The organism is Pseudomonas tremae (genome assembly GCF_023278125.1).
Classification (GTDB): domain Bacteria; phylum Pseudomonadota; class Gammaproteobacteria; order Pseudomonadales; family Pseudomonadaceae; genus Aquipseudomonas; species Aquipseudomonas tremae.
In genome coordinates, this window is record NZ_CP066270.1 from 5,592,343 (window position 1) to 5,618,153 (window position 25,811).

The window sequence follows — 25,811 nt, forward strand, 5'->3', positions numbered from 1 at the left end:
AGATATGAGCATGAGCTACACGGATATTCCAGCTGGTAACGCGATCCCCGATGACTTCTTCACCGTTATCGAGATTCCTGCAAACCACTCGCCGATCAAGTACGAGGTGGACAAGCCAAGTGGACAGATCTTCGTTGATCGCTTCCTCAGCACGCCGATGTTCTACCCGGCTAACTACGGGTTCATTCCAAATACCTTGAGCGATGACGGCGATCCTTTGGACGTCATCGTGATTTGCCCTTACCCGGTATCACCTGGCGTTGTCATCCGCAGTCGCCCAGTAGGTGTGATGTACATGACGGACGAAGCTGGTGCGGATGCCAAGGTAATCGCAGTGCCTCATGAAAAACTCAGCTCTATGTACAGCAATGTAAAGGAATGCTCTGACCTCCCAGCATTACTCCTCGCACAGATTCAGCACTTCTTCGAAAACTACAAAGCGTTAGAGCCGGGTAAGTGGGTGAAAATGGGCCGCTGGGGGAGCGCAGACGAAGCGCGGGAAGATATTCGTAAATCGGTAGCGGCCTATAACCTGAAGAAGGAGGCTTCCAAGTAGTGTTACTCAATCAGAAGAGCGCAGAGCAGGAAATTTCTCTGAAGGTAAGAGAAGACTTTTTGCTGCTGCCGAAAACTGCTGAATTGACGCGCTGGGTAATGGCCCAGTCCACGGGCGAAAGAACATTACCGTATTTCGATCCACTGGATGGCGGCGTCTTCGCAAGGGTATTGATCTTGTTGGAATCGCCCGCTCGAACGGTCAGTCTTCCACGGTATGTCTCAAGAGACAATCCGGGGCCTGCACAACGCAACCTGAAAGGTTTCATTGAGCAGGTTGGACTGGCACGTCACAAAACCGTCCTTTGGAATTTGTACCCTTGGTTACCAGATCTCGATAAGCCCAAGGGTCCGCTCCGCAGAGCGCAAATTGAGGAAGGTATCGAGATGCTGATCACGCTACTGACGCTTTTCCCTGATCTCGTCACTATCGTGTTTGCCGGACGTGTTGCCCAGAAAGCCATACCGCGTGTTCGGCTCGCCTTCCCTAATTTTTCATTGCTGGAAATGCCACACCCAAGTCCCCTTTCTGTTTGCACTCACCCGAATGTTAGGCAGCGCATTTTGTCCACACTGCGTCACGCCAAACAGTCGATCAAGTAGCCAAAGGCTCAGGTTTTGCTCGCCTTGCTCAGCGAGTGGATACACGGCGAGACGAACAAGTTGCCGCGATAGGCACCAGCCAGGGTTTTAGCCGCGACGATCATCCACATGACAGTCAGCATCAACACCAGCACCACGCCAAAGAAGCTAAAGAACGTGAGGTGCAGCATAGAGCCCAATTTGAGGGTTGTTACAGCGTACACTCCCAGCGGAAAGGTGAAGCCCCACCAGCCGAGGTTGAAGGGAATGCCCTCCCTGAAGTAGCGCCCGGTAATTAGCAGCGCCAATACCATCCACCACAATCCCAGCCCCCAGAACAGCACACCACCGATCAAGCCAATGCCCTCGGCTACGCCGCCGATGCTTGCCATTCCATGAGCAGCAAAGATTGCTGGAGCATCGTTGCCCAGCAGCAACATCCCCAAAGCCCCGGTACCGATCGGCCCTAAAGACAGCCAGCTCGATGCTGCCATGCTTTCATGAGGTAGTTTGTGCAGCGCCATGCGCAGTAACAGGATCACCAGTATGCTCAAGGCGACGGGCACCGAGTAGGCCCACAGCACGTAGCTGGTGATGAGCATGGTGAACTGTGCGCTCGCATCAGCGAGGTGCGGAGCCAATAGACCGCCACTGGCGGCAGCCACCTCAGCCGCAACTACTGGCAGCAGCCATACTGCTGTCATCTGATCAATGCTGTGCTGCTGGCGAGTAAACATCATATACGGGATCAGCACCCCGCAGGCTAATGCCATGGTGACATCGATCCACCACAACACTTCGGCTAAAGCGACTACCCCACCCCCCCAGCGTGGCAAACCATAAAGGAGAAAACCGTTGATGATGGTCGCCAATCCCATGGGGATAGTTCCAAAAAACATCGATACAGTGGAGTGGCCGAAGATCTGTTTGGCCTCATCGAAGAACAATACCCAACGGCTCGCGTACATCAGCGTAAACAGGCAAAACAGCACGATATTAAAAAACCACAAGGCTTCCCCTAACGCTTTGGGCCACTGCGCAACAAAGGGCAGTTGGCCCAGAGCCAGCGCCAGAATCCCGGTGCCCATCGTGGCGGCGAACCAGTTGGGTGTGAACTGCCGGATCGCTTCTCGTGGATTGGACAAAGCCGCCAGTGGATGGCTGCCGCCCATTATAGCTGCGAGTCGTGTCTCACTCATTTTCGCGCTCCCGCTTCAGTGTGCCTTCAATATGACATGGTTGAAGTATAGCTTGATGGACATAGCGGTAAAAACGGATAGTATAGGTTGATATTACCTATTAAGAAGGTAGATTACTTGAAGCTAAGCCTACGTCAGCTACAAATTTTCTGCGCCGTCGCGCAGCACGGTAGCACCACCAGCGCAGCTATTTCGGTGTCATTGTCCCAATCTGCAACCAGCGCCGCACTGAACGAGTTGGAAAGCGCCTTGGATACCAGGCTGTTCGACCGTGTAGGCAAGCGTTTAGTGCTGAACGATAACGGCCATGCCTTACTGCCTCAAGCCAGAAGGATGCTTGAGAATGCACAACAGATAGAGGCCAGTTTCTTACCCGGCCATGCCGGGCTGAAGACACGCTTGCGGGTAGGATGCAGTACCACGATAGGCAATTATGTTCTGCCATTGATTCTCGGTGAGCTACGTCAATCAGCACCACATTTGAGGGTCGATGTCGACATGGCCAACAGCATGGCTATCGCAAGAAGAGTCGCTGATTTCGAGATTGATATGGGCCTGATCGAGGGGCCTTGCCACCTGCCCGAACTCAGTGCCGAGCCTTGGCTTATTGATGAGTTGCTTATTGTCGCAGGCCAACGGCACCCCTTGGCACTAAAGCAGCAGGTCACACTTGATGATCTTCGTACCGCTGAATGGCTACTGCGCGAACCAGGTTCTGGTACCCGTGAAGAAGTCGAACAATTGCTGCTGCGTCATTTGCACGATCTCGCCGAAACGCGCCAGATCGGCAGTTCAGAGGCCATCAAGCATACCCTCGCACAAGGCATCGGCATCAGTTGCCTGTCCCGATGGGTCGTTCGGGATCTACTGGCATCTGAAGTCCTGGTTGAACTGCCGCACGCGTTGCCTGCACTGACCCGACGTTTTTTTCTGATCCGCCACCGGGACAAATACATCTCGCCTGGGCTTGAGCGATTCTGGGAAAACTGCAGTCAATTCGTGATCCAGGAATAGCTAGACCTATTTATAAAACAGGTAAGAGCTACCAAAACAAGTTGTTTCCGGAATTTATCAACGACGCATAAAGTCAACTCATTGCCCTGCAGCGATGAACGAGTTGTATATGCCAAGGCGCGACTGGGTGCCTTGCTTACCCTATGAGGAAACTCTGATGAATGTGATAAAGAAAACCGTCACAGCCCTGACGTTGGGTGTTGCGTTGGCCGCATCGATGAGCGCGTGGGCCGCGCAAGATCGCTGGACGTTTGACGGCGATATTCACAACAACTCGCTGGCCGTCAGCCCTGATGAAACGACGGCGGTGGTCTCTTACAGTCAGCGTCCAGATGTAGTGGTTTATGATTTGAAAACCGGTAAGGTTCGCCAGGTTCTCACCGGCTACGTCACGCCGCGAAATATTGTGTTTTCGCCAACTGGCGATGTGTTCTACCTCTCCGACAGCAGTTTGGGGGTCGTGCGCAAGATTGACACCAAGACTTTAAAAGTGATCGCAGATATTCCGTTGGGTGCAGGTGCTTTTGGTACCACACTCAGCAAGGACGGAAGCCTGCTCTACGTCAACAATGAAGCGGCCAGCACGCTGTCGGTCATTGACCTTGATCACCAGCGGCCAGTAGCTGTGGTACCTGGCTTCTCCCAACCGCGCCAGGGCATCCGAGTAAGCCCTGACGGCAAAACCGTCTATGTCACCAACTTTCTTGGGGACAAAATTACCTTGGTCGACAGCAAGACCAATACGATTGAAGGTGAGATCACTGGCTTCAACAAGTTGCGCGCCATCTCCATATCGGCGGACGGCAATACGCTGTACGCGGCTAACAGCGGCAGTAACAGCATCGCAGTTGTCGACACTCAAAAACGCGCCATCACAACCACCGTCATGGTTGGCAAAGACCCCTACGGCGCAGCCCTCACTCCAGACGGGCTGCACGTCTACTCGGGTAACCTCGGTGACAACAGCCTTTCAGTGATCGACACCAAAACGCTGAAAGTGACCACCACTGTGACCGGTTTGAAGGCACCCCGCCAGGCCATTGTCTTCACCAAAGACAAGTCGAAGGCGTATGTCCTCAATGAGGACTTGAGTATCTCCACAGTCAATCTCGCCAGCAACAAGGTGGTGTCGACGCTCAAGGCCGACTGATTGAACAGCGCAGGCCTTCATGGGGGCCTGCTGATACTCCACGACCAAGTGAATAATAATGAGTGAAAATGATGAGTCCTGGATGATGGATCGCCGTCGCTCATTGAGATGAGCCAATGATGCTTGACCGTGAGCGTCGCTTTGCTCAATTGAGGAAGGCACAGGGTCGGGGGGGGGAGCCCAGCATTCCAGCAAAAAATGATATCGGGACGTTTTTTCTACGGAATCGAATTAACCTGTTTGTGGCTCGTCTATTGTCTGATCGCTTGCCGTTTCAAAAGCAGGTGGGTCTTCTAAAAATTAAAAATGACCAAAGGAAATACATATGTTCAAAAAGATGATTCTCACCGTCGCTGTTGCCGCCAACTGCATGTCGGGTTTGGCGCTCGCCGATGCGCCAGTCAAGCTTGCTGAAACGGACAAGGGAAAAGTACTCGTAGACGCGAAAGGTATGACTCTTTATACCTTCGGTAAGGACACCTCGGGCAAGTCGGTCTGCAATGGGCCATGCGCTTCAAACTGGCCACCTTTACCGGTATCCGCAGACGCGAAAGCGGGTCATGATTACTCTGTCGTCACTCGAGACGATGGCACAAAACAATGGGCATACAAAGGCATGCCACTTTACAGCTGGGTCAAAGATACCAAGCCAGGGGATACAACCGGTGACGGCGTCAACCAAGTCTGGCACGTTGCCAAGCCGTAACGTCAGATAATTAATAGGCTGGCTTACGCCACTGGCTTTGTCAGTGGCGCAAACCAGAAGAATACACACCTGATATTTTCGCCAACATACAGCCGCCGCGCCTCATAAATCTTTGATGGATCATTTCAACGAAAAATGAGGCCGAGGTACGGTACACCTTGGACGTATTCCCGTAACGCCAGCCTGGGGTATGAAGCATCCAGAAACTAAGCCGCATCTACACAACCCACCTGGATCACCTCTGGACTGTTGAACTCCAATAGGGGCTAGCAGCGGGACTGGGATTTATTACGGTTTCAACCCACAGATCTGATTAGGTAGGATGATCCAAGGAGCATAGCAAAAAACTTAATTCCGTTAAGGAAAAATTACTTAAAAAATCTGATTTAGTTGTATTTGACCACCTGCTTGCATTCAACTTGACCAATTGCATTCGTATTCCCCACCTGGATAAGCGTCAGATGCTCTTACGGCCGTTTGCGAATTTTGATTCTTCGCATTGATTCGCCTTTCAGTTCGATGATGTGGGACTTGTGAACGATACGGTATATGCGTCCGGCCAAGTCATCTACCCAGCCCCGAAAAGCCAAGACATGGTGTTCACTTAAATTAAGTGGACACCAGTTCTAGCCTTTTAAGCGGGTATTTCGTGCAACCAACACGCCGTTCCTACTCCAAGTCCTTCAGAGCCCAAGTCATTCAAGAGTGTGCCCAGCCTGGTGCTTCGATTGCCAGCATCGCACTCAGCCATAACCTCGTCCACAAATGGATTCGGCCGCAATCGCAGAAAAGCACAGCGCTGCAACCTGCATTTATTCCATTAGCGATTTCGCCCCCCGGGTTCCAGCGTCTGCAAGGCTCGCTGATTCACTCGACCACTGGGAAAGCTTCCCGAGCTAACCGCATCTATACCGAGGCGAAGGTGTCCAGCACCCAGGCTAGCTAGGATAGGGCCGCATGCCTGAGCAACCAGAAACGGTCGAGTGAGCAACTCCATTCGCAAGTCGTACCCTGCGCACTGAACAACGCAAGAGGCCGCGTGCCACGGGGAGTCTTGAGAATGCCGTTAAAGCTCCGTACAGTGCAATTGTGACGATGTGGCTTCACGCTTTCCCAAATCCTCCATCTACAGCACCACGATAACTCTTGGACTTGCAGCTCAAAATCGAATGCAAACGAGCGGTCAAGTCTGTGCAATGACGCAACTGCCGAGATTGAGTACCCAAGTATTACTGAGTGATGACTTTGAGGGCCTCAAAATGACCATGCCGAATGAACGCACCCAAGCAGTCATCCAAACGGGGGAATTTCTGCTCGAGCTATCCCAAGATTCATCTTTGCCCGAACGGATACGCCGTGACGCCAAATTTCTCCTGCGCCACTATCCAAATCCGTTTCAGATGCTGCTGGCGGGTCGGATCGAAGAAGCGTCAGATCCTGACGTGTCCCCAATGGGTCCGGTTTTCAGCTCTTCTACCGAAAGCAGCTATCACTCCCCGGTCACTTACGCTACAGACGCGAAAGTCCCCAGATGAACGATTGGGATAGAGCTATCGGAGCCCTGGCTGCTGCTCGAAAAGTCGTGTTTTTCACCGGCGCCGGCGTCTCTGCTGCAAGTGGGATTCCAACATTTCGCGACAAGCTCACAGGCTTTTGGGAGAAGCATGCCCCTGAAAAGTTGGAAACAGCACGGGCTTTTCGAGAGAACCCTCAACTGGTCTGGGGATGGTACCTCTGGCGGCGTTCCCAAGCTGGCCAAGCCCAACCAAACGCCGCTCATCTTTCGATTAGCCGACTGGCGAGCACCGGCATACAGGTTTCAGTTATCACTCAGAATATTGATGACCTGCACAAGCGCGCGGGATCTCAAAACGTTGTGCATTTGCACGGCAGCTTGATCAATCCGATCTGCTTTGCCTGCAAGCGTCCGGCTGAACTCACAACTGAACAACTCCAGGTTTCTGCAGAAGGACAATGGGTAGAGCCTCCACGGTGTACCCGGTGCAATGGGAAACTCCGACCCGGAGTTGTGTGGTTTGGAGAGGATCTGCCTTCAGGATGTTGGAAAGCAGCATTGGCTGACGTCAAAAGTTGCGACGTTCTGATCTCCGTCGGGACCTCAGGAATCGTCAGGCCTGCGGCGGATATACCTGAAATCGCGTCGACATCTGGCGCGACGGTCATCCACGTAAACATTGCAGACGTTTGCCTAGGGGCTCCAAACGAGCTGATGCTCATGGGTTCGGCCGAGCAAGTGTTGCCTGCGCTGTTGCTGGCCACACCCTCTTCATAGGACTGACAATGTCTTGGGAGGACAATGGGACCGCTTTCGTAGCGCTTACTTTGTAGGGCCTCTGGGCTTAGGTGGCCCTTTGGACTCTGATAGCAATCGGCTGTACGCATCCTCTAAGCCTTCTCGAGTTTGGGCGGGCAATGCTGGTTTCTTCTCTCGCTTGGGCTTCGAAGGGAGATTGGACGGTGAACCCGGTGGATGGAGCAGCTCGAAAGTCTTGCGCTCCTCGGCTGTAAGGGATGAAACAAAAATCTTCTCGCTCACCCGTAAAGCACGATCGTCCTTGGCAAAGCTCAAGACGTTTGATGGCATCGGCACCGGGAACGGGCAACGAAGGTCAGGCCTGCCCCCGGTTTTGCTCTTATGAACGCTGAGGCGAATTAGCTCCTCGACGTCGTCCCTACTGCTGGAGTAAGCGGCTGAAAGGTATGCCTTGTTGACGTCCTCCAAAGTAATCGTATGGCGACGGGCTGCACGGGCCTCAAGATACGCCACCTTGATCAGTTGAACCGCCAGACGCTTTATACCGAACGTCCAGCGATACAGCTCATGTACCAGGGCACAGGGATCTGCAGATACGCGCCCCCCGCTCACGCGTATGCATTCTAGAACATACTCCTTCCAGGCCTTCGAGTCAGGATGGTCCGGTAGCATCACACGGGGTTCAGAGAGAAGCCGTTGCTTGTCCTCACTGTTCCTTGTCAGCAATTTGTGACCCAGGCTGTAGTTGGCTACATAGATCATCGGAACCCCAAGCCCGGCCATGGTGAGGAGAATATCCGTAACGCGGGCCCCCCCTTGGCCAGTGCTCTGATGCTGCATCTCTTCGAGCATCATTAGTGATACACCATCACGATTAACCCTACGCCGGCACTCCGTCAGTAGCTTTGATGTATTCGCTCTAACTCCTGTCGCGTCGCCACCGAGGAAGTCTTCCAACAGCTGTCTGCCGCCAGCTTTACCCCTCGCGCTGGCGTACCAGTACGAGATTAATATATGAGGTTCGTGGTAATGAGCGGATGCATATGGTGCAGGTCCAGGCATCACCTTCATCAGCGCACTGATAGTTTGGCTCTTCCCAACCCCTGCAAGGCCGGTGAGGCAGATAGGAAAGGCCTCGTTCTCAGGGGGGTGATACAGCCGACGCTGATATTGCTGGTCCGTGGAGAAACTCTCAGCCGAAAAGCTGCGCGCACGATCAACGCTGTCTTTGATGAAGTCCAAAGAAAACTGGTTGGGAAGGAAAATCGTCTTCAGTACCTCTGACAAACGCTCAGCGGCCAATCCAGGACTCAACTCTTCAAGCCCGGTCACCGGATCAGGTTGCACTGTAATCAAACTCCGGATATCAGCCAGCGTGTCCAGCCCGTCAAAGCGCGCAGAAAAGATGTTAGTCATTGCCTTTCCCCATCAACCGCTTCTGGTCGGCGGCATCACGTTCAGACGCTCCTCCCTTCGCAGGACGCCCAAGCTTGCGGGTACCACTGTCCCAGGCTTTGCCTGTAGCGTGAAGAAATTGGGCATTGCGATCCTGAAGGATTGCGGGCTGCTCTTCACGAAGCTGCGCATTGCCACGCAGCCGATTCTCATTGAGCACCTGAAGATCCGACAGCGAAATGTCGACGCTGCTGGGATGGACGCTCGCCGGCTTTACAAAGTCCAACTCGTACAAAACGCCTTCTAATTCGATCCAGATATGTCTAACACACATGGTCATCACATAAGCTGTGACCGGTATCTGGCCATTGAGCGCAATGCGGTCAAAAACCGAGGTATCAATCAGCTTCGATGAATTGTACTTACGACCATAAAAATAAACCCCACTCCTTTTGATGTGCGCCGGATGAGGTGTCAGGAATTCTCTCACGGCGTAGTCAAAAGTTACCTCCGTGCCGGAATCGTAACCAAGATCACTGTAGAACTTGTAAATGTTATGTGGGGTGGGGCTGAAGCCCACATCTAGCATCTCAGGTGTCATCTTCCCTTCAGCATCTGAAGCATGGTTATCGTAAATAGCTTGTAGAATATGCCGCTTGCATATCTCCACAAAGTTGAGCGAGCTATGAAAGTGTGTTGGCTGATCATTGTCGGACTTAGTCCGAGGATGTGACGATTCAACCGTGGCCTTCGACTGACCCGAGTGGGTAGGAGTCAGCTCAAGTCTGGATAACCAACTCATCATTTCGTCACGGGCCACTGCTTCTGAACGAGTCGGTACGCCCATGGTAGAGCCTGGCCCACGGTCGAAGACGATGTTTTGCGGCAGACCGTAAGTAGGCCAGTCTTCTTTTCTGATAGTCAGGCCGAACAACGACGCAAATTTGACCTTGCTTATGGCCATCGAGAACAGGGCCATGCGGTAAGCTTCCATGGTTTCTTTGTTTTCGGAGAAACCCAAGGCGACGACGGCACCAGACTGGCCACACACCCCTCGAACTATACAGGCCGAATCCATAGCGGATCCTTCGAGCAAGCCAGATATCTTGCCTTTGGGGTTGTAGCCGTCAAACTCAACAACTTGGTTTACATTGACCAAGTCATGGGAAAAGCTCCCAACAAACCCGGACTTAGCTCGAGCCCCACTGGTACCTCTACGTGCTTTCCTATACGCCTTCGTACTTATCGCCTGACCAAGGTAGTAATCGTACTGTCCTTTTGTGGGGAAAGGCTTACCTTCGGGATGATAGAACTTCTTATTTCCTGTCGATGTTGTAAAAGGAACACAACCGAATTCACCGACCAGCACTGCACCAAAGATTTCAGCGTCAGATTTAGTTTTATCGTTGTATTTGATGAACCCGTCCAGGATAGAAGCCTGCATTTCGGCCGTAGCAGGGGATCGGGATTTGCGTCCTGACTTTGGCGGCCTTCCCAACATTTGCCCGTCTGCGTTCTGTTCCCTTTTGCCTCTACCGCAGCGGTCGAACTTGGGCATAAGCGCCCACTTCGAGCGGCCGAACACTAGATAGCTAAAAAACCAAAACCTCAACCGGGCTGCATTCTGAGAAGGTGACTGATTGGCAGCATGAGCGTTGATGATCGATTCGGGATTGTCGTTCGAGAGGATCTCTTCAGCATGATCTACCAACTCCGCTATGGCGAGGTAACGCTTGTTAACCATCTCATCGTAGCTTTTCGTTGCCCTTACCCGATCTTTTTCCAATTGATCCACTGAAATGCCCCGGATGGCCATTAACCAAGGAGGTGTGGCGTCACTACCGCATTCCACAAGATCACCATTGGTCAGGGCCAGATCAAATTCAGGCCGGGAAAGCGTTAGCAAACTCGCAGTGGTGCCCTCTTCATCAAAAAATACAAGGCGTGCCCTGTTTGCCCTGCCGTCACCTGCAAGGAAATAGTATTCGACATCCTTCGTCAGCCCTTTGAATCCTTCAGGTGCTCTCAGCTTAGAACCAGTGATCATTCGGGCAGCCCGGCAAAAAGTGAGCTATAGACCCGCAGAACATCCGGCGCATCCGTCACCAATGGATGATCGATAAGTATCGGGTCAAACAAACTGACCGGTAGTTTGCGCTCCCATATGTCTTTGTAGATCTTCGTCAGAAACAGATCACGCCGCCCCCACCGCTGTCCGTACATCAACGCAACGGACGCTACTGGTCTCCCTTGGGTGACACAGTCTTCGATGTCGTGTGAGAAATCCTCGAGAAGATTTGATTCGAGGCTGATCTCGCGATCATGGTAGCCATACAGAAGATCCAAGTTGGCCACTAGGACTGGGTCCAGCAGATCCCTGGAAACCCTCACAGTCCTGATGCCTGCACTGTGGTAGTAAATCTCTTCCAAGGCGTGCCGTAAGCGAGCTTTCTCGCGGTTTTCTTTCTGTTTCGCCAAGCTCTTCAAACTTCCCCGAGCGACCTCATCAAAATCCATCGCATTCAACTTTACTGTCCAGTTCACGGCATAGGGGTCCGAGCCCTGCGGCTGGATATAGAGAAGCAGATCGCCCAAATAGGGGTGGGGAACCCTCTGGCGCTCACCATCATCGTAGGTCACGACAGCTGTAGCGTGTTTGAGACCGATTTCCTCTGCAACCAATGATGTTCCCTTCACTGGCAGAAGTTTCAGCCCAGCAGCTAAGGGGTTTCCTTGAAGTGGATGAACTTGTGGAATGGGGCTGAGCATTTTCTGCTCATGCAACTCGAACACGTCGGGATTATAAAGAGCGAGTTGTGCGAAGATTCTTTCAGGGGTAGAAAGAAGATGCAGTGCTCGTCCAAGCTTCCTGCTATTAAGGCGGCATATACGAGAGCCCTTGGGCGCTTCACCAGGGACCGCATAAATTCCGGATAAGTAAATATCTCCCCATTTGAAACGGCCTTGTCGGCCTATTATGCGGAGTAACGATTTTTTTAGATCCACTTATGTTATCTACCATCCATTCAATCCTTAGCAGGTGACGAATAACAGTCCACCTACATCGGTTGAATAAGCCATCCAATAGCGCGGGCACGGCGATAGCTACACCACGCGCAGTATACTTTTCTGGAGACGAGCGGAGCCGTGCAGGGCTTGACGCCCTACGCGAGGGGATAGACAATGGATTCGTCAGGAGTCGAAAGCTGACTTATCCTCAAAGGCCCAAGGTCACACTTGGGCCTTTGTCTATCTGGCTCCTGGGTTTTCTATCCAGATTCCATGTTGTGGTTCCTCAAGCTTCAGTAATAGGCACTCAAACTATCTCGTTTGAGATAGCTGCACTTTCATAGCAACCTCGACGTTAATTAGGCAGAATTTGCATCGGTCGTTTGTAATGCATCTTCAGATTCAGTACTGCCTTTAGTAAACGTCAATTAATGATGCATGGTACCGCTGAAAAATGTCGGTTGACAACTGGAATAAAACAGCTAAGTTGCGCCTCCGCCGGCGCTTTTTTACTGACTTCCCAGTATTTTCGGTGCTTGTAGCGCCAAAAACCCACATGCATAGATGACCCGGTAATTAAAAAAATCTGGTAAATCCCCCCAGTTATGGGACCTACGATTCGTGAATAATCGCCTACCTGTTTAGGCGAAATTGATCCGTAGCACGAGTAGCTGGCAGCTAAACTCATTTCCTCTGTTTCCGCTCGGAGGCCACATGAGCGTCACTTCAGGTCAGGAATGGGTGAGAGGGCAATTCCCTCGGCTGGACTGGCTACCCGACGAAACACTATTCAGCCTATGCAGTCGACAGCATCTGGTAATGGGTAACCTGGACCCTGCGACTACATCGACTTCCGTGCTGGGCCTATCTGAGAAATTTATAAAGCATGATATTCCTTGCGGCATAGCAGCTTTAGAACAGAATGGATTTCATTATTGGGGAAACGCTGAATCGATTCTCCTACATCACACAATATTCTCAGTATTTATACCGTTCCAAAATAAAACCAAAATTGAAGATGCAATAATAACTATAAAAGGCGATCGAATTGATTCACTTAAATATCGACTTGGCTTGGTATCAAGTGGTTTTGGCGCTGAACATCCGTTGAAAGCATGTCCGTATTGTATGCGCGAGGATGTGTACGCACATGGTATAGCTTACTGGCACCTCACACACCAATATCCAGGTGTGTTGATCTGTCCACGCCACCAAGCTTGGCTCATGGTATCCACCAAAAGTAGGCGGTGGTCAGGTAGGTTTGAATGGTCGCTACCTACCAAGGACTGCTTGATCCAACAGGCCTCCTCACAGAAGCTGTGGTTACGCCCGGCTTTCCTGAACTTGGCAAACAATGTCATCGATCTTGCGGTCATCGGCAGAGTAATGTCCCTCGAGTCCTGCACCGTCGCTGCGACCTATCGAAAAGCTGTGCTCCAAGGGGGTAGATCTGCATCGCTGCTTGATCGCATAGAGCCGCTTCGCCGCTTTCATCTGTTTGAATCATTGCCGGAAGATGAGAAAAGCACTGAGTCATTTATGAACCAGCTTATCCGTACCCCCCGCAGAAGCATTCATCCTTTGAAGCATCTGCTACTGATTGATTGGCTATTTGATGACCTGCGCTCGTTCCTGAAGGCCTACGACGCTGAAGTCGCCAGATTAGTCCAGCGAGTCGCTAGCACTCCATCGCGAAAACCTGATGAGCAAGTCTCGCTTTCAAACGCTGCGGCTCCAACCAAAAACACTCCAAGGCCCAAACGATTAAAAGGCCAGCTTAAAGAGGTTCTGCTCTCAAAACTGGGCAAGGGCATTCCGAAACAGAAGCTTTGTAAAGAGCTTGATATCTCGGTCTCAACGATCAATAGGTTGTTGCGTGCCAATCCAGTTACCAATGCCCTGGCTATTGAAGCTAGGAACAGCCGGGAACTAGCGGAGCACAGAGCGCAGTGGCAATACCTACACAATTTGCATCCTGAACTGGGGGTCCAGGCTTTGAGAAACACCATTCCTTCTATCTATGCCTGGCTTTATAGAAACGACAAAGCATGGTTGATGGCCAAAGAGCAAACCTTCGTCAAACCGGCCAAAGTGGAAAAACACCCCATTGACTGGGAGGCCCGGGATTCTCGGCTGCTCAGCATGATACGAACGGCGTACGAGGCGATTACTGGACTGCAGCGCGGTCCAGTCACTACAACCGAGCTTTACGCCCGGGTTCCCATGCTCTCGTCTTGCTTGGAAAATCGGAACCGATACCCCGCCTCAAGAGCATTCTTATCCACGGTGCTGCATCGCTCCAAGTCGAAGGTCCTTCACGACCACGTGCAATGCGGTAAGGCCAGCGGATTTCGGTAGCCCCTCACGCTAGCTGAAGAAACGAACGAGGTGTAAGGACATGAGTAAGATTTCGATCCTAGGATTGGCCCTTTCGCGCCCGCCAGCATGCTGGAGCTCAACATACCGTGGCTACGAGTTCAGACGGGTACAAGTCTTGATGCAGGCAAGTCACACCTTAGGAAACCGTAAAAGCGCCGATAGGTGGCTCGGTTCACCAGTACTTGCGCTCAACCGACGCAGCCCTTGCGAGATGCTGACCAAACCTAGCGGGTATCCCGAGGTTCGAGACGTATTGCTCAGAATTGAACACGGAGTCTATATGTGACCTGTTCTGGCTCCCTAGCGGCCTGAGAGAGGAAAAGCGGTGCTCACCGCCAGGGATTGAGCTGTTGATCCTATAGTATGACGGGGATATCGATACTCATGGGAATCACTTTATTGGAGGTTAGTCCTCGTAGCGTACATTTAGAGCGGAAACCTATTTCCGTCTGTAAACACCCGGCGGCGCTTTCTTGACTAGCTCGGGTCGAGGTTGAGGACCTTTTCTTTTTGGTCGCTCAAAACTACAGCAGGGATAATACACTGGCCGCCAATCCCACATCCGTAAAAAGTCCCTAGCAGGGAACGGACAACACCAGACACCAACACCTTGGTCATAGTTTTCTTCAACGAAATGTGTTGACTCTTGATGTCCTGCTATATAAGTAGACCATAATGTCTCCACTGGGCGAACTTCGTCCCCATACGACTTCACGTCAATGACAAAGTCAGCAAATCTTTCATAGACTCCCAATATAGCCTGAATAATAAAATCAGTAGTTTCTCCATGTGGCAGCCTGTTCCTAGACCTGGCCTCTTGGACAATCTCTAGCCGCCGTTTAATTGTATATCCTAGAGGCTGGTTGTATCTGGAGTTCCAAATTTTAAGCTTTAGTTTGTCATTTTGATGGACTTTCTCATCCAAGGCTGCAAGAACTGCCTCCTCAGAGAGGTGATGGGTGGCTGACAGGATCTCTGCAAAGAATTGAGCTTTCTTCAGCTCAAATTGGTCTGCGTTCAACATCACTGAGCTATCTTTAAACTGCTGTCCCTCACAGTTAGCCCACATCACATTCAGATCATGGCCACCATGGCGGAACGGCTTGTCACAGTATGGGCAGCGTTTGACTAACTCTACATTGTGCTCAGCACAGACTTTCAGCTCACAACAGTGAGCACGTCGCCAAAAGGAGAACCCTAAGCGTTCAACATCTTCGGCAACACAAACTGGGCAAAATCCGGCCTGGGTACTATCGGAACTATAGAGATTCGGACGACCTATATATTCGTCCCTAGAGTAGGAAATATCTTGAATATTTTTAAAAATCTCTTTTAACGGATAATCAGTATGCTTATGAAGAATTTTGTTAAAGCCGTAGCAACCAATCCATCCCTGCGTTCCGGCGATTGACAAAATATCCGTGCTTAAGATGCAGTTTTTGGGAAACTTCCGAAAAACCTCCTCGGAAGAATGTTTCCCTTTAATAAAAAGAGTTCTTGCCACAAAGGAACGCACCGTCTCCTCAGGCTGAATAGCTAAGATCATTTGCTCGTCTAAACCTTGAAGTGCGTCCCGAGCACGGTGGCCCGGACAAAGCGTCACCGGCTCCTCAATCGCGGGGGATCGAAGGCGCCAGCGACAGACTTTATTTATTTCCGACAGACTTTATTTCGTAGCTTCACAACATTTCAGCCCTGTGGATAACTCACTCCACCGTCACCGACTTCGCCAGATTGCGTGGCTGATCAACGTCTGTCCCCTTCAGCACTGCCACGTAATACGAAAGCAACTGCAACGGGATTGTGTAGAGAATCGGTGCCAGTGCATCGATGATGTGCGGCATCGCGATGACGTGGGTGCCTTCACCGTTCTTCAAACCGGCCTGTTCATCGGCGAATACGATCAGCTCGCCGCCGCGTGCGCGGACTTCCTGCAGGTTGGATTTGAGTTTTTCCAGCAGTTCGTTGTTCGGCGCGACGGTGACGACCGGCATGTCGGCATCGACCAGCGCCAGCGGGCCGTGCTTGAGTTCGCCGGCCGGGTAGGCTTCGGCGTGGATGTAGGAGATTTCCTTGAGCTTGAGTGCGCCCTCCATCGCCACCGGGAATTGCGCGCCACGCCCCAGGAACAGGGTGTGGTGTTTTTCGGCGAACAGCTCGGCAACTTTCTCGATGGTGCCGTCCATTGCCAGGGCTTCGCCCAAACGGGTCGGCAGGCGGCGCAGTTCTTCGACCAGTTGTGCTTCGACGCCCTCCTCCAGCGAACCTTTGACCTGGCCCAGTGACAAGGTCAGCAGCAGCAAGGCAACCAGTTGGGTGGTGAACGCCTTGGTCGATGCCACACCGATTTCCGGTCCGGCCTGGGTGAGCAGGGTCAGGTCGGATTCACGAACCAGTGAGCTGATGCCGACGTTGCAGATCGCCAGGCTGGCCAGGAAGCCCAGTTCTTTGGCATTGCGCAACGCCGCCAGGGTGTCTGCTGTTTCGCCCGACTGCGAGATCGAAACGAACAGGGTATCCGGCTGGACCACGACCTTGCGGTAACGGAATTCGCTGGCCACTTCTACCTGGCACGGGATGCCTGCCAGGCCTTCAAGCCAGTAACGCGCGACCATGCCGGCGTGGTAGCTGGTGCCGCACGCGACAATCTGAACATTACGTACCTTGGCAAACAGCTCGGCTGCCTGTGGACCAAAGGCGTGAACCAGAACCTGTTGCTGACCCAGACGACCTTCGAGGGTGCGTTGCACAACCTTGGGCTGTTCGTGGATTTCCTTGAGCATGAAGTGGCGATATTCGCCCTTGTCGGCAGCTTCGGCGCCTTCATGGTATTGCACCACTTCACGTTCGACCGGCAGACCGTCGACGTTCCAGATCTGCACGCTGTCACGACGGATCTCGGCGATATCGCCCTCTTCCAGGTACATGAAGCGGTCGGTTACCTGACGCAGCGCCAGTTGGTCGGAAGCAAGGAAGTTTTCACCCAGGCCCATACCGATCACCAAGGGGCTGCCACTGCGGGCGGCCAGCAGACGATCTGGTTGAGCAGCACTGATAACGGCCAGACCGTAGGCACCGTGAAGTTCTTTAACGGCAGCCTTCAGTGCGATTGCCAGGTCAGGCGTGTCCTTGAGCCTGTGGTGCAGCAGGTGAACGATGACTTCAGTGTCGGTATCGGAGACGAATGCATAACCCAAGGCCTTGAGCTGTTCGCGCAGGGCTTCGTGGTTCTCGATGATGCCGTTGTGGACAACTGCCAGCTTGTCAGCCGAAAAATGAGGGTGAGCATTGCGCTCGCACGGCGCACCGTGGGTGGCCCAGCGGGTGTGAGCAATGCCCAGACGCCCCGTCAACGGCTCGCCTGCCAGCGCCTGGTCCAGTTCACTGACCTTACCGGAACGACGACGGCGCTCCAGGGTGCCTTCGTTGGTGAAAACAGCCACGCCTGCGCTGTCATAACCTCGGTACTCGAGACGTTTGAGGCCTTCGAGCAAGATAGCGGTGATGTTACGTTCAGCGACGGCGCCGACTATTCCACACATGGTTTTCTCCTAGCTGACAGCGGCACAAATCAATGTAATGCCGCGGGCTTGTATCTGTTCGCGCGCCTCGAGGGGCAGGCGATCATCTGTGATAAGGGTATGGACGCTGCTCCAGGGCAGCTCCAGGTTGGGGATCTTGCGACCGACCTTGTCGGCTTCGACCATGACCACAACTTCCCGGGCGACTTCGGCCATGACCCGACTCAAGCCCAACAGCTCGTTGAAGGTCGTGGTGCCGCGCGCCAGATCGATGCCGTCGGCACCGATGAACAGTTGATCAAAGTCGTAGGACCGCAGCACCTGTTCGGCGACCTGTCCTTGAAAGGATTCGGAATGCGGGTCCCATGTTCCGCCAGTCATCAGCAGCACAGGCTCGTGTTCCAGATCAGTGAGGGCACGCGCGACATGCAGGGAATTAGTCATGACGACCAGACCAGGCTGTCGACCCAATTCAGGAATCAATGCGGCAGTGGTACTGCCGCTGTCGACGATGATTCTGGCGTGTTCACGAATTCTTGCGACCGCAGCACGAGCGATAGCCTGTTTATAACGGGATACCGGCTGGCTGCTTTCACCGATCAATTCTTGAGGAAGAGGCACTGCACCGCCGTAGCGGCGAAGCAAAAGACCGTTGGATTCGAGTGCAGCGAGATCCTTTCGAATCGTAACTTCGGAAGTTTCAAAACGTCTGGCCAGATCATCGACACTCACCTCGCCCTGCTCATTGAGCAAGGAAAGTATGTTGTGACGGCGTTGTGGTGTATTGCGCTTCGACATGACAGCCTTAAGTTTCGATTCGAAAGATAACGAAGGCAATCAAAACCTATTTTGTTGGTTTGGTCAAGGTTTGGGAATGGAGTGGCGCAATTTCTATCGGATACTCGTGATACCGGCTTTTGAACATGGTGATGCGCAGCTATGTGACGGGGAGCGTGAGGAACGGGAGGTGTCTGTGCGCACGCTGATCGTACCCATGCTCTGCGTGGGGATGCAGTTCTGGACGTTCTGCGTCCTGTCTCGAGTGTCGGATGCGGAGCGTTATGGACGCGTGCCAATGCCGAGCATTGGCACGTGAGTTATCAGCAGCTGTGGATAACTCAGTCCTTCTTGATCTTCACCGGACGTTTCCAGCCTTCGATATTGCGCTGGCGGGCGCGAGCCACGCCAAGCTGTTCGGCTGGCACGTTCTGAGTAATGGTCGAACCCGCTGCAGTGGTGGCCCCGTCAAAGATATCCACAGGGGCAACCAGCGAATTGTTCGAGCCGATGAATACGTCAGCACCCAATGTCGTCTTGTGCTTGTTCGCACCATCGTAGTTGCAGGTAATGGTGCCTGCGCCTACGTTGGTGCGCGCACCGACCTCAGCGTCACCCAGATAAGTCAGGTGCCCGACCTTCGCGCCCTCGCCCAGGTTCGCATTCTTGAGCTCGACAAAGTTACCCACATGGGCCTTGGCGCCCAACACACTGCCAGGCCGCAAGCGTGCAAACGGGCCTGCATCACTGCCCTCGCCCAGTACTGCGCCATCAATATGACTATTGGCTTTGACGACAACGCCCTTGCGCAGGGTACTGTCCTTGATGACGCAGTTAGGCCCGATCACCACGTTATCTTCAATGATCACCTTGCCTTCAAGGATAACGTTGATGTCGATCAACACGTCCCGACCGACGCTGACTTCGCCGCGCACATCGAACCGTGAAGGGTCACGCAGCGTGACACCCGCCGCCATCAGACGACGTGCCTCACGCAACTGATAATGACGCTCCAGCTCCGAGAGCTGTTTGCGGTCGTTGGCGCCCTGCACTTCCATTGCGTCGTACGGCTGTTCGGTGGCAACCACCAGGCCGTCGTTCACTGCCATGGCAATCACGTCGGTCAGGTAATACTCGCCCTGCGCGTTGTTGTTGGAAAGACGGCCAAGCCAGTCTTCAAGATGGATGGCAGGGACCGCAAGAATGCCGGTATTACCCTCGTTGATAGCCTTCTGCGCGTCAGTAGCGTCCTTATGCTCGACGATGGCACATACCTGCTGCTGATCGTCGCGAACAATACGGCCATAGCCAGCAGGATCGTCCAGCGTCACGGTCAGCAGGCCGAGTTGCCGCGGCGTGACAAGCTTGAGCAGACGCTGCAGGGTTTCTACCTCGATCAACGGCACGTCACCATAAAGGATCAGTACGGTTTCAGCCGTCAGCGCGGGCAATGCCTGGGCCACAGCGTGTCCAGTGCCCAATTGCTTGTCCTGCATCACGAAATTCAGGTCATCGGCGGCCAGACGATCACGTACGACATCAGCGCCGTGACCGATCACTACATGTATTCCAACTGGGGATAACTGACGAGCACTGTGGATAACATGACCGAGCATGGAATTGCCCGCGACAGGATGCAGGACCTTCGGCAGGGCGGAACGCATCCGGGTCCCCTGACCAGCAGCAAGAATAACGATATCGAGAGACATGATAGGACTACCAACTGAGCGGCAACCGGGCCAAGGGCAGGCTGTCTTGAAAGAGGAAATCTGAAAAAAGAAAAAGGGTAGCCGAAGCTACCCTTTTTCTCAATCGCGCACAGGAGCCAGCGGGGTTAGCCGCCGAACTTCTTGCGAATTTGCTGAACAGTGCGCAGCTGAGCTGCAGCCTCGGCCAGACGAGCAGTTGCAGATCCGTAATCGAAATCTGCGCCTTTTTCGTTCAGGGCCTTCTCGGCAGCCAATACAGCAGCCTGAGCAGAAGCTTCGTCCAGGTCGGCAGCACGTTGCACAGTGTCGGCAAGCACCTTGACCATGTTCGGCTGAACCTCAAGGAAACCACCGGAGATGTAAAACACCTCGGCTTCCCCACCCTGCTTGATCAAGCGGATCGGGCCTGGCTTCAGATCGGTGATCAGCGGCGCGTGGCCTGGAGCGATACCGATATCACCCAGGTTGCCGTGCGCAATCACCATCTCGACCAGACCGGAGAAGATTTCCCCTTCCGCGCTGACGATGTCGCAATGGACTGTCATAGCCATTTGCTTGCCTCAACCTAATTAGCGCCCGTTGCCGGGCGCCGGGATTACAGTTTCTTGGCTTTCTCGATCGCTTCTTCGATGCCGCCGACCATGTAGAACGCTTGTTCTGGCAGGTGGTCGTAGTCACCGTTGAGGATGCCTTTGAAGCCAGCAATGGTGTCTTTCAGGGAAACGTATTTACCCGAAGCACCGGTGAAGACTTCTGCCACGAAGAAAGGCTGGGACAGGAAGCGCTGGATCTTACGAGCACGGTTGACCAACTGCTTGTCGGTCTCCGAAAGCTCGTCCATACCCAGGATCGCGATGATGTCTTTCAGCTCTTTGTAACGCTGCAACACGTACTGAACGCCGCGAGCGGTGTCGTAGTGTTCCTGGCCGATGACGTTCGGGTCCAGCTGGCGCGAAGTCGAATCCAGTGGGTCTACCGCCGGGTAGATACCCAGGGAAGCGATGTCACGGGAAAGAACGACAGTGGCGTCCAAGTGGGCAAACGTGGTCGCTGGCGAAGGGTCAGTCAAGTCGTCCGCTGGTACGTATACGGCCTGGATCGAAGTGATCGAACCGTTCTTGGTCGAAGTGATGCGCTCTTGCAGCGTGCCCATCTCTTCAGCCAGAGTCGGCTGATAACCTACTGCGGAAGGCATACGGCCCAGCAGTGCGGATACTTCAGTACCGGCCAGGGTGTAACGATAGATGTTGTCGACGAACAGCAGAACGTCGTTACCTTCGTCACGGAACTTCTCGGCCATGGTCAGGCCGGTCAGTGCTACGCGCAGACGGTTACCCGGCGGCTCGTTCATCTGACCGTAGACCAGTGCCACTTTGTCCAGAACGTTGGAGTCCTTCATCTCGTGGTAGAAGTCGTTACCCTCACGAGTACGCTCACCCACACCGGCGAACACGGAATAACCGCTGTGCTCGATGGCGATGTTACGGATCAGTTCCATCATGTTTACGGTCTTGCCGACACCGGCACCACCGAACAGACCGACTTTACCGCCTTTGGCGAACGGGCAGACCAGGTCAATAACCTTGATGCCGGTTTCCAGAAGGTCGTTGCCGCCAGCTTGTTCAGCGAAGGACGGTGCAGGACGGTGAATGCCCCAGCGCTCTTCGGTGGCAATCGGGCCAGCTTCGTCGATCGGGTTGCCCAGCACGTCCATGATCCGGCCCAGAGTCGCTTTACCGACCGGTACGGAGATGGCTGCGCCAGAGTCTGTTACTTCCAGACCACGCTTCAAGCCCTCGGTGGAGCCCATCGCAATGGTACGAACCACACCGTCGCCCAGCTGCTGCTGAACTTCCAGGGTGGTTCCTGCCGCGCTTTGAACTTCCAGCGCGTTGTAGATGCTCGGTACGCTATCGCGTGGGAATTCCACGTCGATCACGGCGCCGATGATTTGAACGATACGTCCGCTACTCATTAGCTGGTTCCTCTAATATTTGAACCGTTAAACCGCGGCAGCGCCGCCGACGATTTCCGAGATCTCTTGGGTGATCGCTGCCTGACGCGCCTTGTTGTAGATCAGCTGCAAATCGCTGATCAAATCACCGGCGTTGTCTGTGGCGTTCTTCATCGCGATCATCCGCGCTGCTTGTTCAGCTGCGTTGTTCTCGACCACCGCCTGGTACACCTGCGATTCCACGTAGCGAACCATCAGGCCGTCTAGCAGCTCTTTGGCGTCGGGTTCGTAGAGATAGTCCCAGTGGTGCTTGAGCCCTTGATCCGGGGTTGCCACCAGCGGAATCAATTGTTCCACTGTTGGTTTCTGGGTCATGGTGTTGATGAACTTGTTGGATACCACGGACAGGCGATCAATACGGCCATCCAGGTAGGCATCCAGCATCACCTTGACGCTGCCGATCAGGTCATTGATCGACGGCTCTTCGCCCAGGTGGCTGATCGCAGCGACGACGTTACCGCCGAAGTTGCGGAAAAATGCCGCACCTTTGCTGCCGACCACGCACAGATCGATCTCTACACCGTTTTCACGGTTCACCGCCATGTCCTTGACCAGAGTCTTGAACAGGTTGGTATTCAAGCCACCACACAGACCACGGTCACTGCTCACTACGACATAACCGACGCGCTTCAAAGGGCGCTCGATCATGAACGGGTGGCGGTACTCCGGGTTGGCGTTTGCCAGGTGACCAATCACCTGACGAATGCGCTCCGCGTAAGGACGGCTAGCAGCCATGCGCATTTGAGCCTTGCGCATTTTGCTGACCGCCACTTTTTCCATGGCGCTGGTGATCTTTTGCGTGCTTTTGATGCTCGCAATCTTGCTGCGAATCTCTTTTGCGCCTGCCATGTAACACCTATCAGGTTAGCAAGCGGGAGCCTCGCGGCCCCCGCTGCGGCTTACCAGGTTTGGGTGGCCTTGAACTTCTCGATACCGGCTTTCATGCCAGCGTCGATTTCGTCATTGAAGTCACCCTTCACGTTGATCTTCGCCATCAAATCGGCGTGATCGCGGTTGAAGTAAGCAATCAGCGCTTGTTCAAAGCTGCCGATCTTGGCGATTTCGACGTCAGTCAGGAACCCACGCTCAGCGGCATACAGCGACAGCGCCATGTCAGCGATCGACATTGGTGCGTATTGCTTCTGCTTCATCAGCTCGGTAACGCGCTGACCATGCTCAAGTTGCTTGCGGGTCGCCTCGTCCAGGTCAGAAGCGAACTGGGCGAATGCTGCCAGTTCACGGTACTGAGCCAGAGCGGTACGGATACCACCGGAAAGCTTCTTGATGATCTTGGTCTGAGCGGCACCACCCACACGGGATACCGAAACACCGGCGTTCACAGCCGGACGGATGCCGGAGTTGAACATGGCCGATTCCAGGAAGATCTGACCGTCGGTGATGGAAATCACGTTGGTCGGAACGAACGCAGAAACGTCGCCAGCCTGGGTTTCGATGATCGGCAGTGCGGTCAGGGAGCCGGTTTTGCCGGTCACTGCGCCATTGGTGAACTTCTCTACGTACTCTTCGGAAACACGCGAAGCGCGCTCCAGCAGACGGGAGTGGAGATAGAACACGTCGCCTGGGTAAGCTTCACGGCCTGGTGGACGGCGCAGCAGCAGGGAAATCTGGCGGTAAGCCACTGCTTGCTTGGACAGATCGTCATAAACGATCAGCGCGTCTTCACCGCGGTCGCGGAAGAATTCACCCATGGTGCAACCCGAGTACGGTGCAAGGAATTGCAGCGCAGCGGATTCGGAAGCACTTGCAGCCACGACGATGGTGTTAGCCAGTGCGCCGTTTTCTTCGAGCTTGCGAACAACGTTGGCGATGGTCGATTGCTTCTGACCGATTGCTACGTAGACGCAGAAGATGCCGCTGTTCTTCTGGTTGATGATTGCGTCGATGGCCAGAGCGGTTTTACCGATCTGACGGTCACCAATGATCAGCTCACGCTGGCCACGGCCGACAGGAATCATGGCATCGACAGCCTTGTAGCCAGTCTGTACAGGCTGGTCTACCGACTTACGCCAGATCACACCTGGAGCAACTTTCTCGACCGCATCGGTCTCGGTGTTGTTCAGCGGACCTTTGCCGTCAACTGGGTTACCCAGTGCGTCGACCACGCGACCCAGCAGTTCCTTACCAACAGGAACTTCAAGGATGCGGCCAGTGCACTTGGCGCTCATGCCTTCAGCCAGAGTCGTGTAAGCGCCCAGTACAACGGCACCTACGGAGTCTTGCTCAAGGTTCAGCGCCATACCGTAGACGCCGCCCGGAAACTCGATCATCTCGCCGTACATTACGTCGGCCAGACCGTGAATCCGCACGATACCGTCAGACACGCTGACGACTGTGCCTTCGTTACGGGCTTGGGAGGTTACATCGAGCTTGTCGATGCGACCCTTGATGATTTCACTTATTTCGGAAGGATTGAGTTGCTGCATTGCTCTGCTGCCCCTTCAAACTCAAGATTTCAATGCTTCGGCTAGTTTCGCGATCTTGCCACGAACTGAGCCATCGATAACCAGGTCGCCGGCGCGGATGACGACACCCCCAATAAGAGAGGCATCCTCCGCAGCATGCAGGCGCACTTCCCGGCCGAGCCGTGCACTGAGAACCTTGGCGAGTTTGTCTTGCTGTTCTTGGTTCAATGCAAAAGCACTGGTGACATCCACATCGACCGATTTTTCCTGCTCGGCCTTGTACAGGTCGAACAGTTCGGCGATCTCCGGCAAAAGCGGGAGGCGGTCGTTTTCAGCAACGACGTGAATGAAATTCTGTGCCTTGGCATCGAACTTTTCGCCACACACTTCGATAAAAGTGGTGGCCTTTTGTGCGCTCGTCAGTCGCGGGGCCTTGAGCATGCGCTGCATGGTGTCGTCTTGCGACACCGCAGCAGCCAGGCCGAGCATGGCTGACCAATTGGCCAGCTGCTGATGGGCCTGTGCGTGCTCGAAGGCCGCCTTCGCGTAAGGTCGGGCCAACGTGGTCAGTTCTGCCATGATCGCCCTCGCTTAAATTTCAGCAGCCAGTTTGTTAACCAGCTCCGCGTGCGCGTTTTGATCGATTGTGGCACCCAGAATCTTCTCTGCGCCATTGACTGCCAGGCTACCCAATTGGGCGCGCAAGGCGTCTTTGACACCGTTCAGTTCCTGCTCGATCTCGGCCAGAGCCTGAGCCTTCACACGGTCAGCTTCAACGCGTGCCGTTTCACGGGCCTCGTCGACAATCTGAGTACCGCGTTTCTTGGCTTGCTCAATGATCTCGGCTGCTTGAGCTTTAGCTTCGCGCAGTTGTTGACCCGCTTTTTCTTGGGCCAGCTCCAGGTCGCGAGCTGCTCGGGAAGCAGCGTCCAGTCCATCCGCGATCTTCTTCTGACGTTCGTGCAAAGCCGCGATGACCGGAGGCCACACGAACTTCATGCAGAAAATCACAAAAATGAAGAACGCAACGGACTGGCCAATCAGGGTTGCATTAATGTTCACGCCAACACCTCGCTCGTTCGTTGTCCATCACACCAATCAAC

At 53.7% G+C, this 25,811-nt stretch carries 25 protein-coding genes; 11 read left to right on the forward strand and 14 right to left on the reverse strand.

Annotated features, from left to right (window positions below; genetic code table 11):
• Window positions 1-10 precede the first annotated feature (10 nt).
• Both ppa and I9H09_RS25365 read left to right on the forward strand, forming a co-directional pair.
• On the forward strand, window positions 11-556 hold the full coding sequence (gene ppa, locus I9H09_RS25360) for an inorganic diphosphatase (protein WP_057006252.1): 546 nt from the start codon (window positions 11-13) through the stop codon (window positions 554-556).
• Entirely contained in the window at window positions 556-1,158 is a 603-nt protein-coding gene (locus I9H09_RS25365) for a uracil-DNA glycosylase (protein ID WP_003317532.1), read from the forward strand. Before ppa ends, I9H09_RS25365 begins: the two co-directional genes overlap by 1 nt.
• 8 nt (window positions 1,159-1,166) lie before the next feature.
• Here I9H09_RS25365 and I9H09_RS25370 read toward each other — a convergent pair whose 3' ends face one another.
• Window positions 1,167-2,336, reverse strand: coding sequence for a TDT family transporter (locus tag I9H09_RS25370; RefSeq protein WP_010428856.1), 1,170 nt, complete (start codon window positions 2,334-2,336; stop codon window positions 1,167-1,169).
• A gap of 117 nt (window positions 2,337-2,453) precedes the next feature.
• Here I9H09_RS25370 and I9H09_RS25375 point away from each other — a divergent pair, with 117 nt between their 5' ends.
• From I9H09_RS25375 to I9H09_RS25405, 6 genes are all read left to right on the forward strand, one after another.
• Complete coding sequence (locus tag I9H09_RS25375; RefSeq protein ID WP_236422910.1) at window positions 2,454-3,350, forward strand: LysR family transcriptional regulator; 897 nt, start codon at window positions 2,454-2,456, stop codon at window positions 3,348-3,350.
• Between the two features lie 157 nt (window positions 3,351-3,507).
• Window positions 3,508-4,500 (forward strand): YncE family protein, encoded by a 993-nt coding sequence (locus I9H09_RS25380; RefSeq protein ID WP_057006251.1) that lies wholly within the window; start codon window positions 3,508-3,510, stop codon window positions 4,498-4,500.
• 325 nt (window positions 4,501-4,825) lie between these two features.
• Window positions 4,826-5,206 (forward strand): COG4315 family predicted lipoprotein, encoded by a 381-nt coding sequence (locus I9H09_RS25385; protein ID WP_053481456.1) that lies wholly within the window; start codon window positions 4,826-4,828, stop codon window positions 5,204-5,206.
• A 649-nt stretch (window positions 5,207-5,855) separates the two neighbouring features.
• The gene (locus I9H09_RS27310) at window positions 5,856-6,152 is read left to right on the forward strand and encodes a transposase (RefSeq protein WP_408004592.1); all 297 of its coding nucleotides are present in this window, start codon (window positions 5,856-5,858) and stop codon (window positions 6,150-6,152) included.
• A 250-nt stretch (window positions 6,153-6,402) separates the two neighbouring features.
• Window positions 6,403-6,741 (forward strand): BPSL0761 family protein, encoded by a 339-nt coding sequence (locus tag I9H09_RS25400; RefSeq protein ID WP_282955812.1) that lies wholly within the window; start codon window positions 6,403-6,405, stop codon window positions 6,739-6,741.
• On the forward strand, window positions 6,738-7,499 hold the full coding sequence (locus I9H09_RS25405; RefSeq protein WP_082638307.1) for an SIR2 family NAD-dependent protein deacylase: 762 nt from the start codon (window positions 6,738-6,740) through the stop codon (window positions 7,497-7,499). Before I9H09_RS25400 ends, I9H09_RS25405 begins: the two co-directional genes overlap by 4 nt.
• Window positions 7,500-7,544: 45 nt before the next feature.
• On the opposite strand, the gene I9H09_RS25410 is transcribed toward I9H09_RS25405, so the two are convergent.
• From I9H09_RS25410 to I9H09_RS25420, 3 genes are read right to left on the reverse strand one after another with little or no spacing between them, the layout of a single operon-like run.
• Window positions 7,545-8,897, reverse strand: a complete 1,353-nt coding sequence (locus I9H09_RS25410; protein WP_057006250.1) for a hypothetical protein — start codon at window positions 8,895-8,897, stop codon at window positions 7,545-7,547.
• Window positions 8,890-10,923 carry a hypothetical protein gene (locus I9H09_RS25415; RefSeq protein ID WP_057006249.1) on the reverse strand — a complete coding sequence of 678 codons (2,034 nt, stop codon included), beginning with the start codon at window positions 10,921-10,923 and terminating at the stop codon, window positions 8,890-8,892. Before I9H09_RS25415 ends, I9H09_RS25410 begins: the two co-directional genes overlap by 8 nt.
• A complete protein-coding gene (locus I9H09_RS25420) occupies window positions 10,920-11,645 on the reverse strand; it encodes a PDDEXK family nuclease (RefSeq protein WP_224791158.1) in 726 nt (241 codons plus the stop codon). The genes I9H09_RS25415 and I9H09_RS25420 overlap by 4 nt, the downstream gene beginning before the upstream one ends.
• A gap of 954 nt (window positions 11,646-12,599) precedes the next feature.
• Here I9H09_RS25420 and I9H09_RS25425 point away from each other — a divergent pair.
• A complete protein-coding gene (locus I9H09_RS25425; protein WP_082638305.1) occupies window positions 12,600-14,243 on the forward strand; it encodes a TnsD family Tn7-like transposition protein in 1,644 nt (547 codons plus the stop codon).
• Between the two features lie 139 nt (window positions 14,244-14,382).
• Window positions 14,383-14,550 (forward strand): antitoxin Xre/MbcA/ParS toxin-binding domain-containing protein, encoded by a 168-nt coding sequence (locus tag I9H09_RS25430; protein WP_228394574.1) that lies wholly within the window; start codon window positions 14,383-14,385, stop codon window positions 14,548-14,550.
• Window positions 14,551-14,703: 153 nt separating this feature from the next.
• Here I9H09_RS25430 and I9H09_RS25435 read toward each other — a convergent pair whose 3' ends face one another.
• From I9H09_RS25435 to I9H09_RS25445, 3 genes are all read right to left on the reverse strand, one after another.
• Entirely contained in the window at window positions 14,704-15,810 is a 1,107-nt protein-coding gene (locus tag I9H09_RS25435) for a TniQ family protein (RefSeq protein ID WP_053481462.1), read from the reverse strand.
• Window positions 15,811-15,970: 160 nt separating this feature from the next.
• Window positions 15,971-17,806 carry a glutamine--fructose-6-phosphate transaminase (isomerizing) gene (gene glmS / locus I9H09_RS25440; RefSeq protein ID WP_122346630.1) on the reverse strand — a complete coding sequence of 612 codons (1,836 nt, stop codon included), beginning with the start codon at window positions 17,804-17,806 and terminating at the stop codon, window positions 15,971-15,973.
• Between the two features lie 9 nt (window positions 17,807-17,815).
• Window positions 17,816-18,583 carry a DeoR/GlpR family DNA-binding transcription regulator gene (locus I9H09_RS25445; protein ID WP_053479952.1) on the reverse strand — a complete coding sequence of 256 codons (768 nt, stop codon included), beginning with the start codon at window positions 18,581-18,583 and terminating at the stop codon, window positions 17,816-17,818.
• On the opposite strand from I9H09_RS25445, the gene I9H09_RS25450 reads away from it, so the two are divergent.
• Window positions 18,582-18,881 carry a hypothetical protein gene (locus tag I9H09_RS25450; protein ID WP_122312980.1) on the forward strand — a complete coding sequence of 100 codons (300 nt, stop codon included), beginning with the start codon at window positions 18,582-18,584 and terminating at the stop codon, window positions 18,879-18,881. The two genes, I9H09_RS25445 and I9H09_RS25450, sit on opposite strands and share 2 nt — an antisense overlap.
• Before the next feature lie 22 nt (window positions 18,882-18,903).
• Here I9H09_RS25450 and glmU read toward each other — a convergent pair whose 3' ends face one another.
• The 7 genes from glmU to I9H09_RS25485 all read right to left on the reverse strand — a co-directional run bounded on the left by glmU (window position 18,904) and on the right by I9H09_RS25485 (window position 25,770).
• A complete protein-coding gene (gene glmU, locus I9H09_RS25455) occupies window positions 18,904-20,271 on the reverse strand; it encodes a bifunctional UDP-N-acetylglucosamine diphosphorylase/glucosamine-1-phosphate N-acetyltransferase GlmU (protein ID WP_005894845.1) in 1,368 nt (455 codons plus the stop codon).
• A gap of 125 nt (window positions 20,272-20,396) precedes the next feature.
• Entirely contained in the window at window positions 20,397-20,822 is a 426-nt protein-coding gene (locus I9H09_RS25460) for a F0F1 ATP synthase subunit epsilon (protein ID WP_003413751.1), read from the reverse strand.
• A 44-nt stretch (window positions 20,823-20,866) separates the two neighbouring features.
• A complete protein-coding gene (gene atpD / locus I9H09_RS25465) occupies window positions 20,867-22,246 on the reverse strand; it encodes a F0F1 ATP synthase subunit beta (RefSeq protein ID WP_002555982.1) in 1,380 nt (459 codons plus the stop codon).
• Between the two features lie 27 nt (window positions 22,247-22,273).
• Complete coding sequence (atpG, locus tag I9H09_RS25470; protein ID WP_005894840.1) at window positions 22,274-23,134, reverse strand: F0F1 ATP synthase subunit gamma; 861 nt, start codon at window positions 23,132-23,134, stop codon at window positions 22,274-22,276.
• Between the two features lie 50 nt (window positions 23,135-23,184).
• Window positions 23,185-24,729: a F0F1 ATP synthase subunit alpha gene (atpA, locus tag I9H09_RS25475; protein WP_003377895.1), complete on the reverse strand. Its 1,545-nt coding sequence runs from the start codon at window positions 24,727-24,729 to the stop codon at window positions 23,185-23,187.
• 21 nt (window positions 24,730-24,750) lie between these two features.
• On the reverse strand, window positions 24,751-25,287 hold the full coding sequence (locus tag I9H09_RS25480) for a F0F1 ATP synthase subunit delta (protein ID WP_003315956.1): 537 nt from the start codon (window positions 25,285-25,287) through the stop codon (window positions 24,751-24,753).
• Window positions 25,288-25,299: 12 nt separating this feature from the next.
• Window positions 25,300-25,770 carry a F0F1 ATP synthase subunit B gene (locus I9H09_RS25485; RefSeq protein ID WP_005894836.1) on the reverse strand — a complete coding sequence of 157 codons (471 nt, stop codon included), beginning with the start codon at window positions 25,768-25,770 and terminating at the stop codon, window positions 25,300-25,302.
• Between the last annotated feature and the right edge of the window lie 41 nt (window positions 25,771-25,811).

Coding starts and splice junctions, on each gene's coding strand:
- atpG (WP_005894840.1), bottom strand. CDS start 23,134: ATGGCAGGCGCAAAAGAGATTCGCAGCAAGATTGCGAGCATCAAAAGC.
- I9H09_RS25430 (WP_228394574.1), top strand. CDS start 14,383: ATGCAGGCAAGTCACACCTTAGGAAACCGTAAAAGCGCCGATAGGTGG.
- ppa (WP_057006252.1), top strand. CDS start 11: ATGAGCTACACGGATATTCCAGCTGGTAACGCGATCCCCGATGACTTC.
- I9H09_RS25480 (WP_003315956.1), bottom strand. CDS start 25,287: ATGGCAGAACTGACCACGTTGGCCCGACCTTACGCGAAGGCGGCCTTC.
- I9H09_RS25385 (WP_053481456.1), top strand. CDS start 4,826: ATGTTCAAAAAGATGATTCTCACCGTCGCTGTTGCCGCCAACTGCATG.
- I9H09_RS25420 (WP_224791158.1), bottom strand. CDS start 11,645: ATGCTCAGCCCCATTCCACAAGTTCATCCACTTCAAGGAAACCCCTTA.
- I9H09_RS25415 (WP_057006249.1), bottom strand. CDS start 10,923: ATGATCACTGGTTCTAAGCTGAGAGCACCTGAAGGATTCAAAGGGCTG.
- I9H09_RS25445 (WP_053479952.1), bottom strand. CDS start 18,583: ATGTCGAAGCGCAATACACCACAACGCCGTCACAACATACTTTCCTTG.
- I9H09_RS25400 (WP_282955812.1), top strand. CDS start 6,403: ATGACGCAACTGCCGAGATTGAGTACCCAAGTATTACTGAGTGATGAC.
- glmS (WP_122346630.1), bottom strand. CDS start 17,806: ATGTGTGGAATAGTCGGCGCCGTCGCTGAACGTAACATCACCGCTATC.
- I9H09_RS25405 (WP_082638307.1), top strand. CDS start 6,738: ATGAACGATTGGGATAGAGCTATCGGAGCCCTGGCTGCTGCTCGAAAA.
- I9H09_RS25435 (WP_053481462.1), bottom strand. CDS start 15,810: ATGATCTTAGCTATTCAGCCTGAGGAGACGGTGCGTTCCTTTGTGGCA.
- I9H09_RS25450 (WP_122312980.1), top strand. CDS start 18,582: ATGACAGCCTTAAGTTTCGATTCGAAAGATAACGAAGGCAATCAAAAC.
- I9H09_RS25460 (WP_003413751.1), bottom strand. CDS start 20,822: ATGGCTATGACAGTCCATTGCGACATCGTCAGCGCGGAAGGGGAAATC.
- I9H09_RS25380 (WP_057006251.1), top strand. CDS start 3,508: ATGAATGTGATAAAGAAAACCGTCACAGCCCTGACGTTGGGTGTTGCG.
- I9H09_RS25425 (WP_082638305.1), top strand. CDS start 12,600: ATGAGCGTCACTTCAGGTCAGGAATGGGTGAGAGGGCAATTCCCTCGG.
- I9H09_RS25370 (WP_010428856.1), bottom strand. CDS start 2,336: ATGAGTGAGACACGACTCGCAGCTATAATGGGCGGCAGCCATCCACTG.
- atpA (WP_003377895.1), bottom strand. CDS start 24,729: ATGCAGCAACTCAATCCTTCCGAAATAAGTGAAATCATCAAGGGTCGC.
- I9H09_RS25410 (WP_057006250.1), bottom strand. CDS start 8,897: ATGACTAACATCTTTTCTGCGCGCTTTGACGGGCTGGACACGCTGGCT.
- glmU (WP_005894845.1), bottom strand. CDS start 20,271: ATGTCTCTCGATATCGTTATTCTTGCTGCTGGTCAGGGGACCCGGATG.
- atpD (WP_002555982.1), bottom strand. CDS start 22,246: ATGAGTAGCGGACGTATCGTTCAAATCATCGGCGCCGTGATCGACGTG.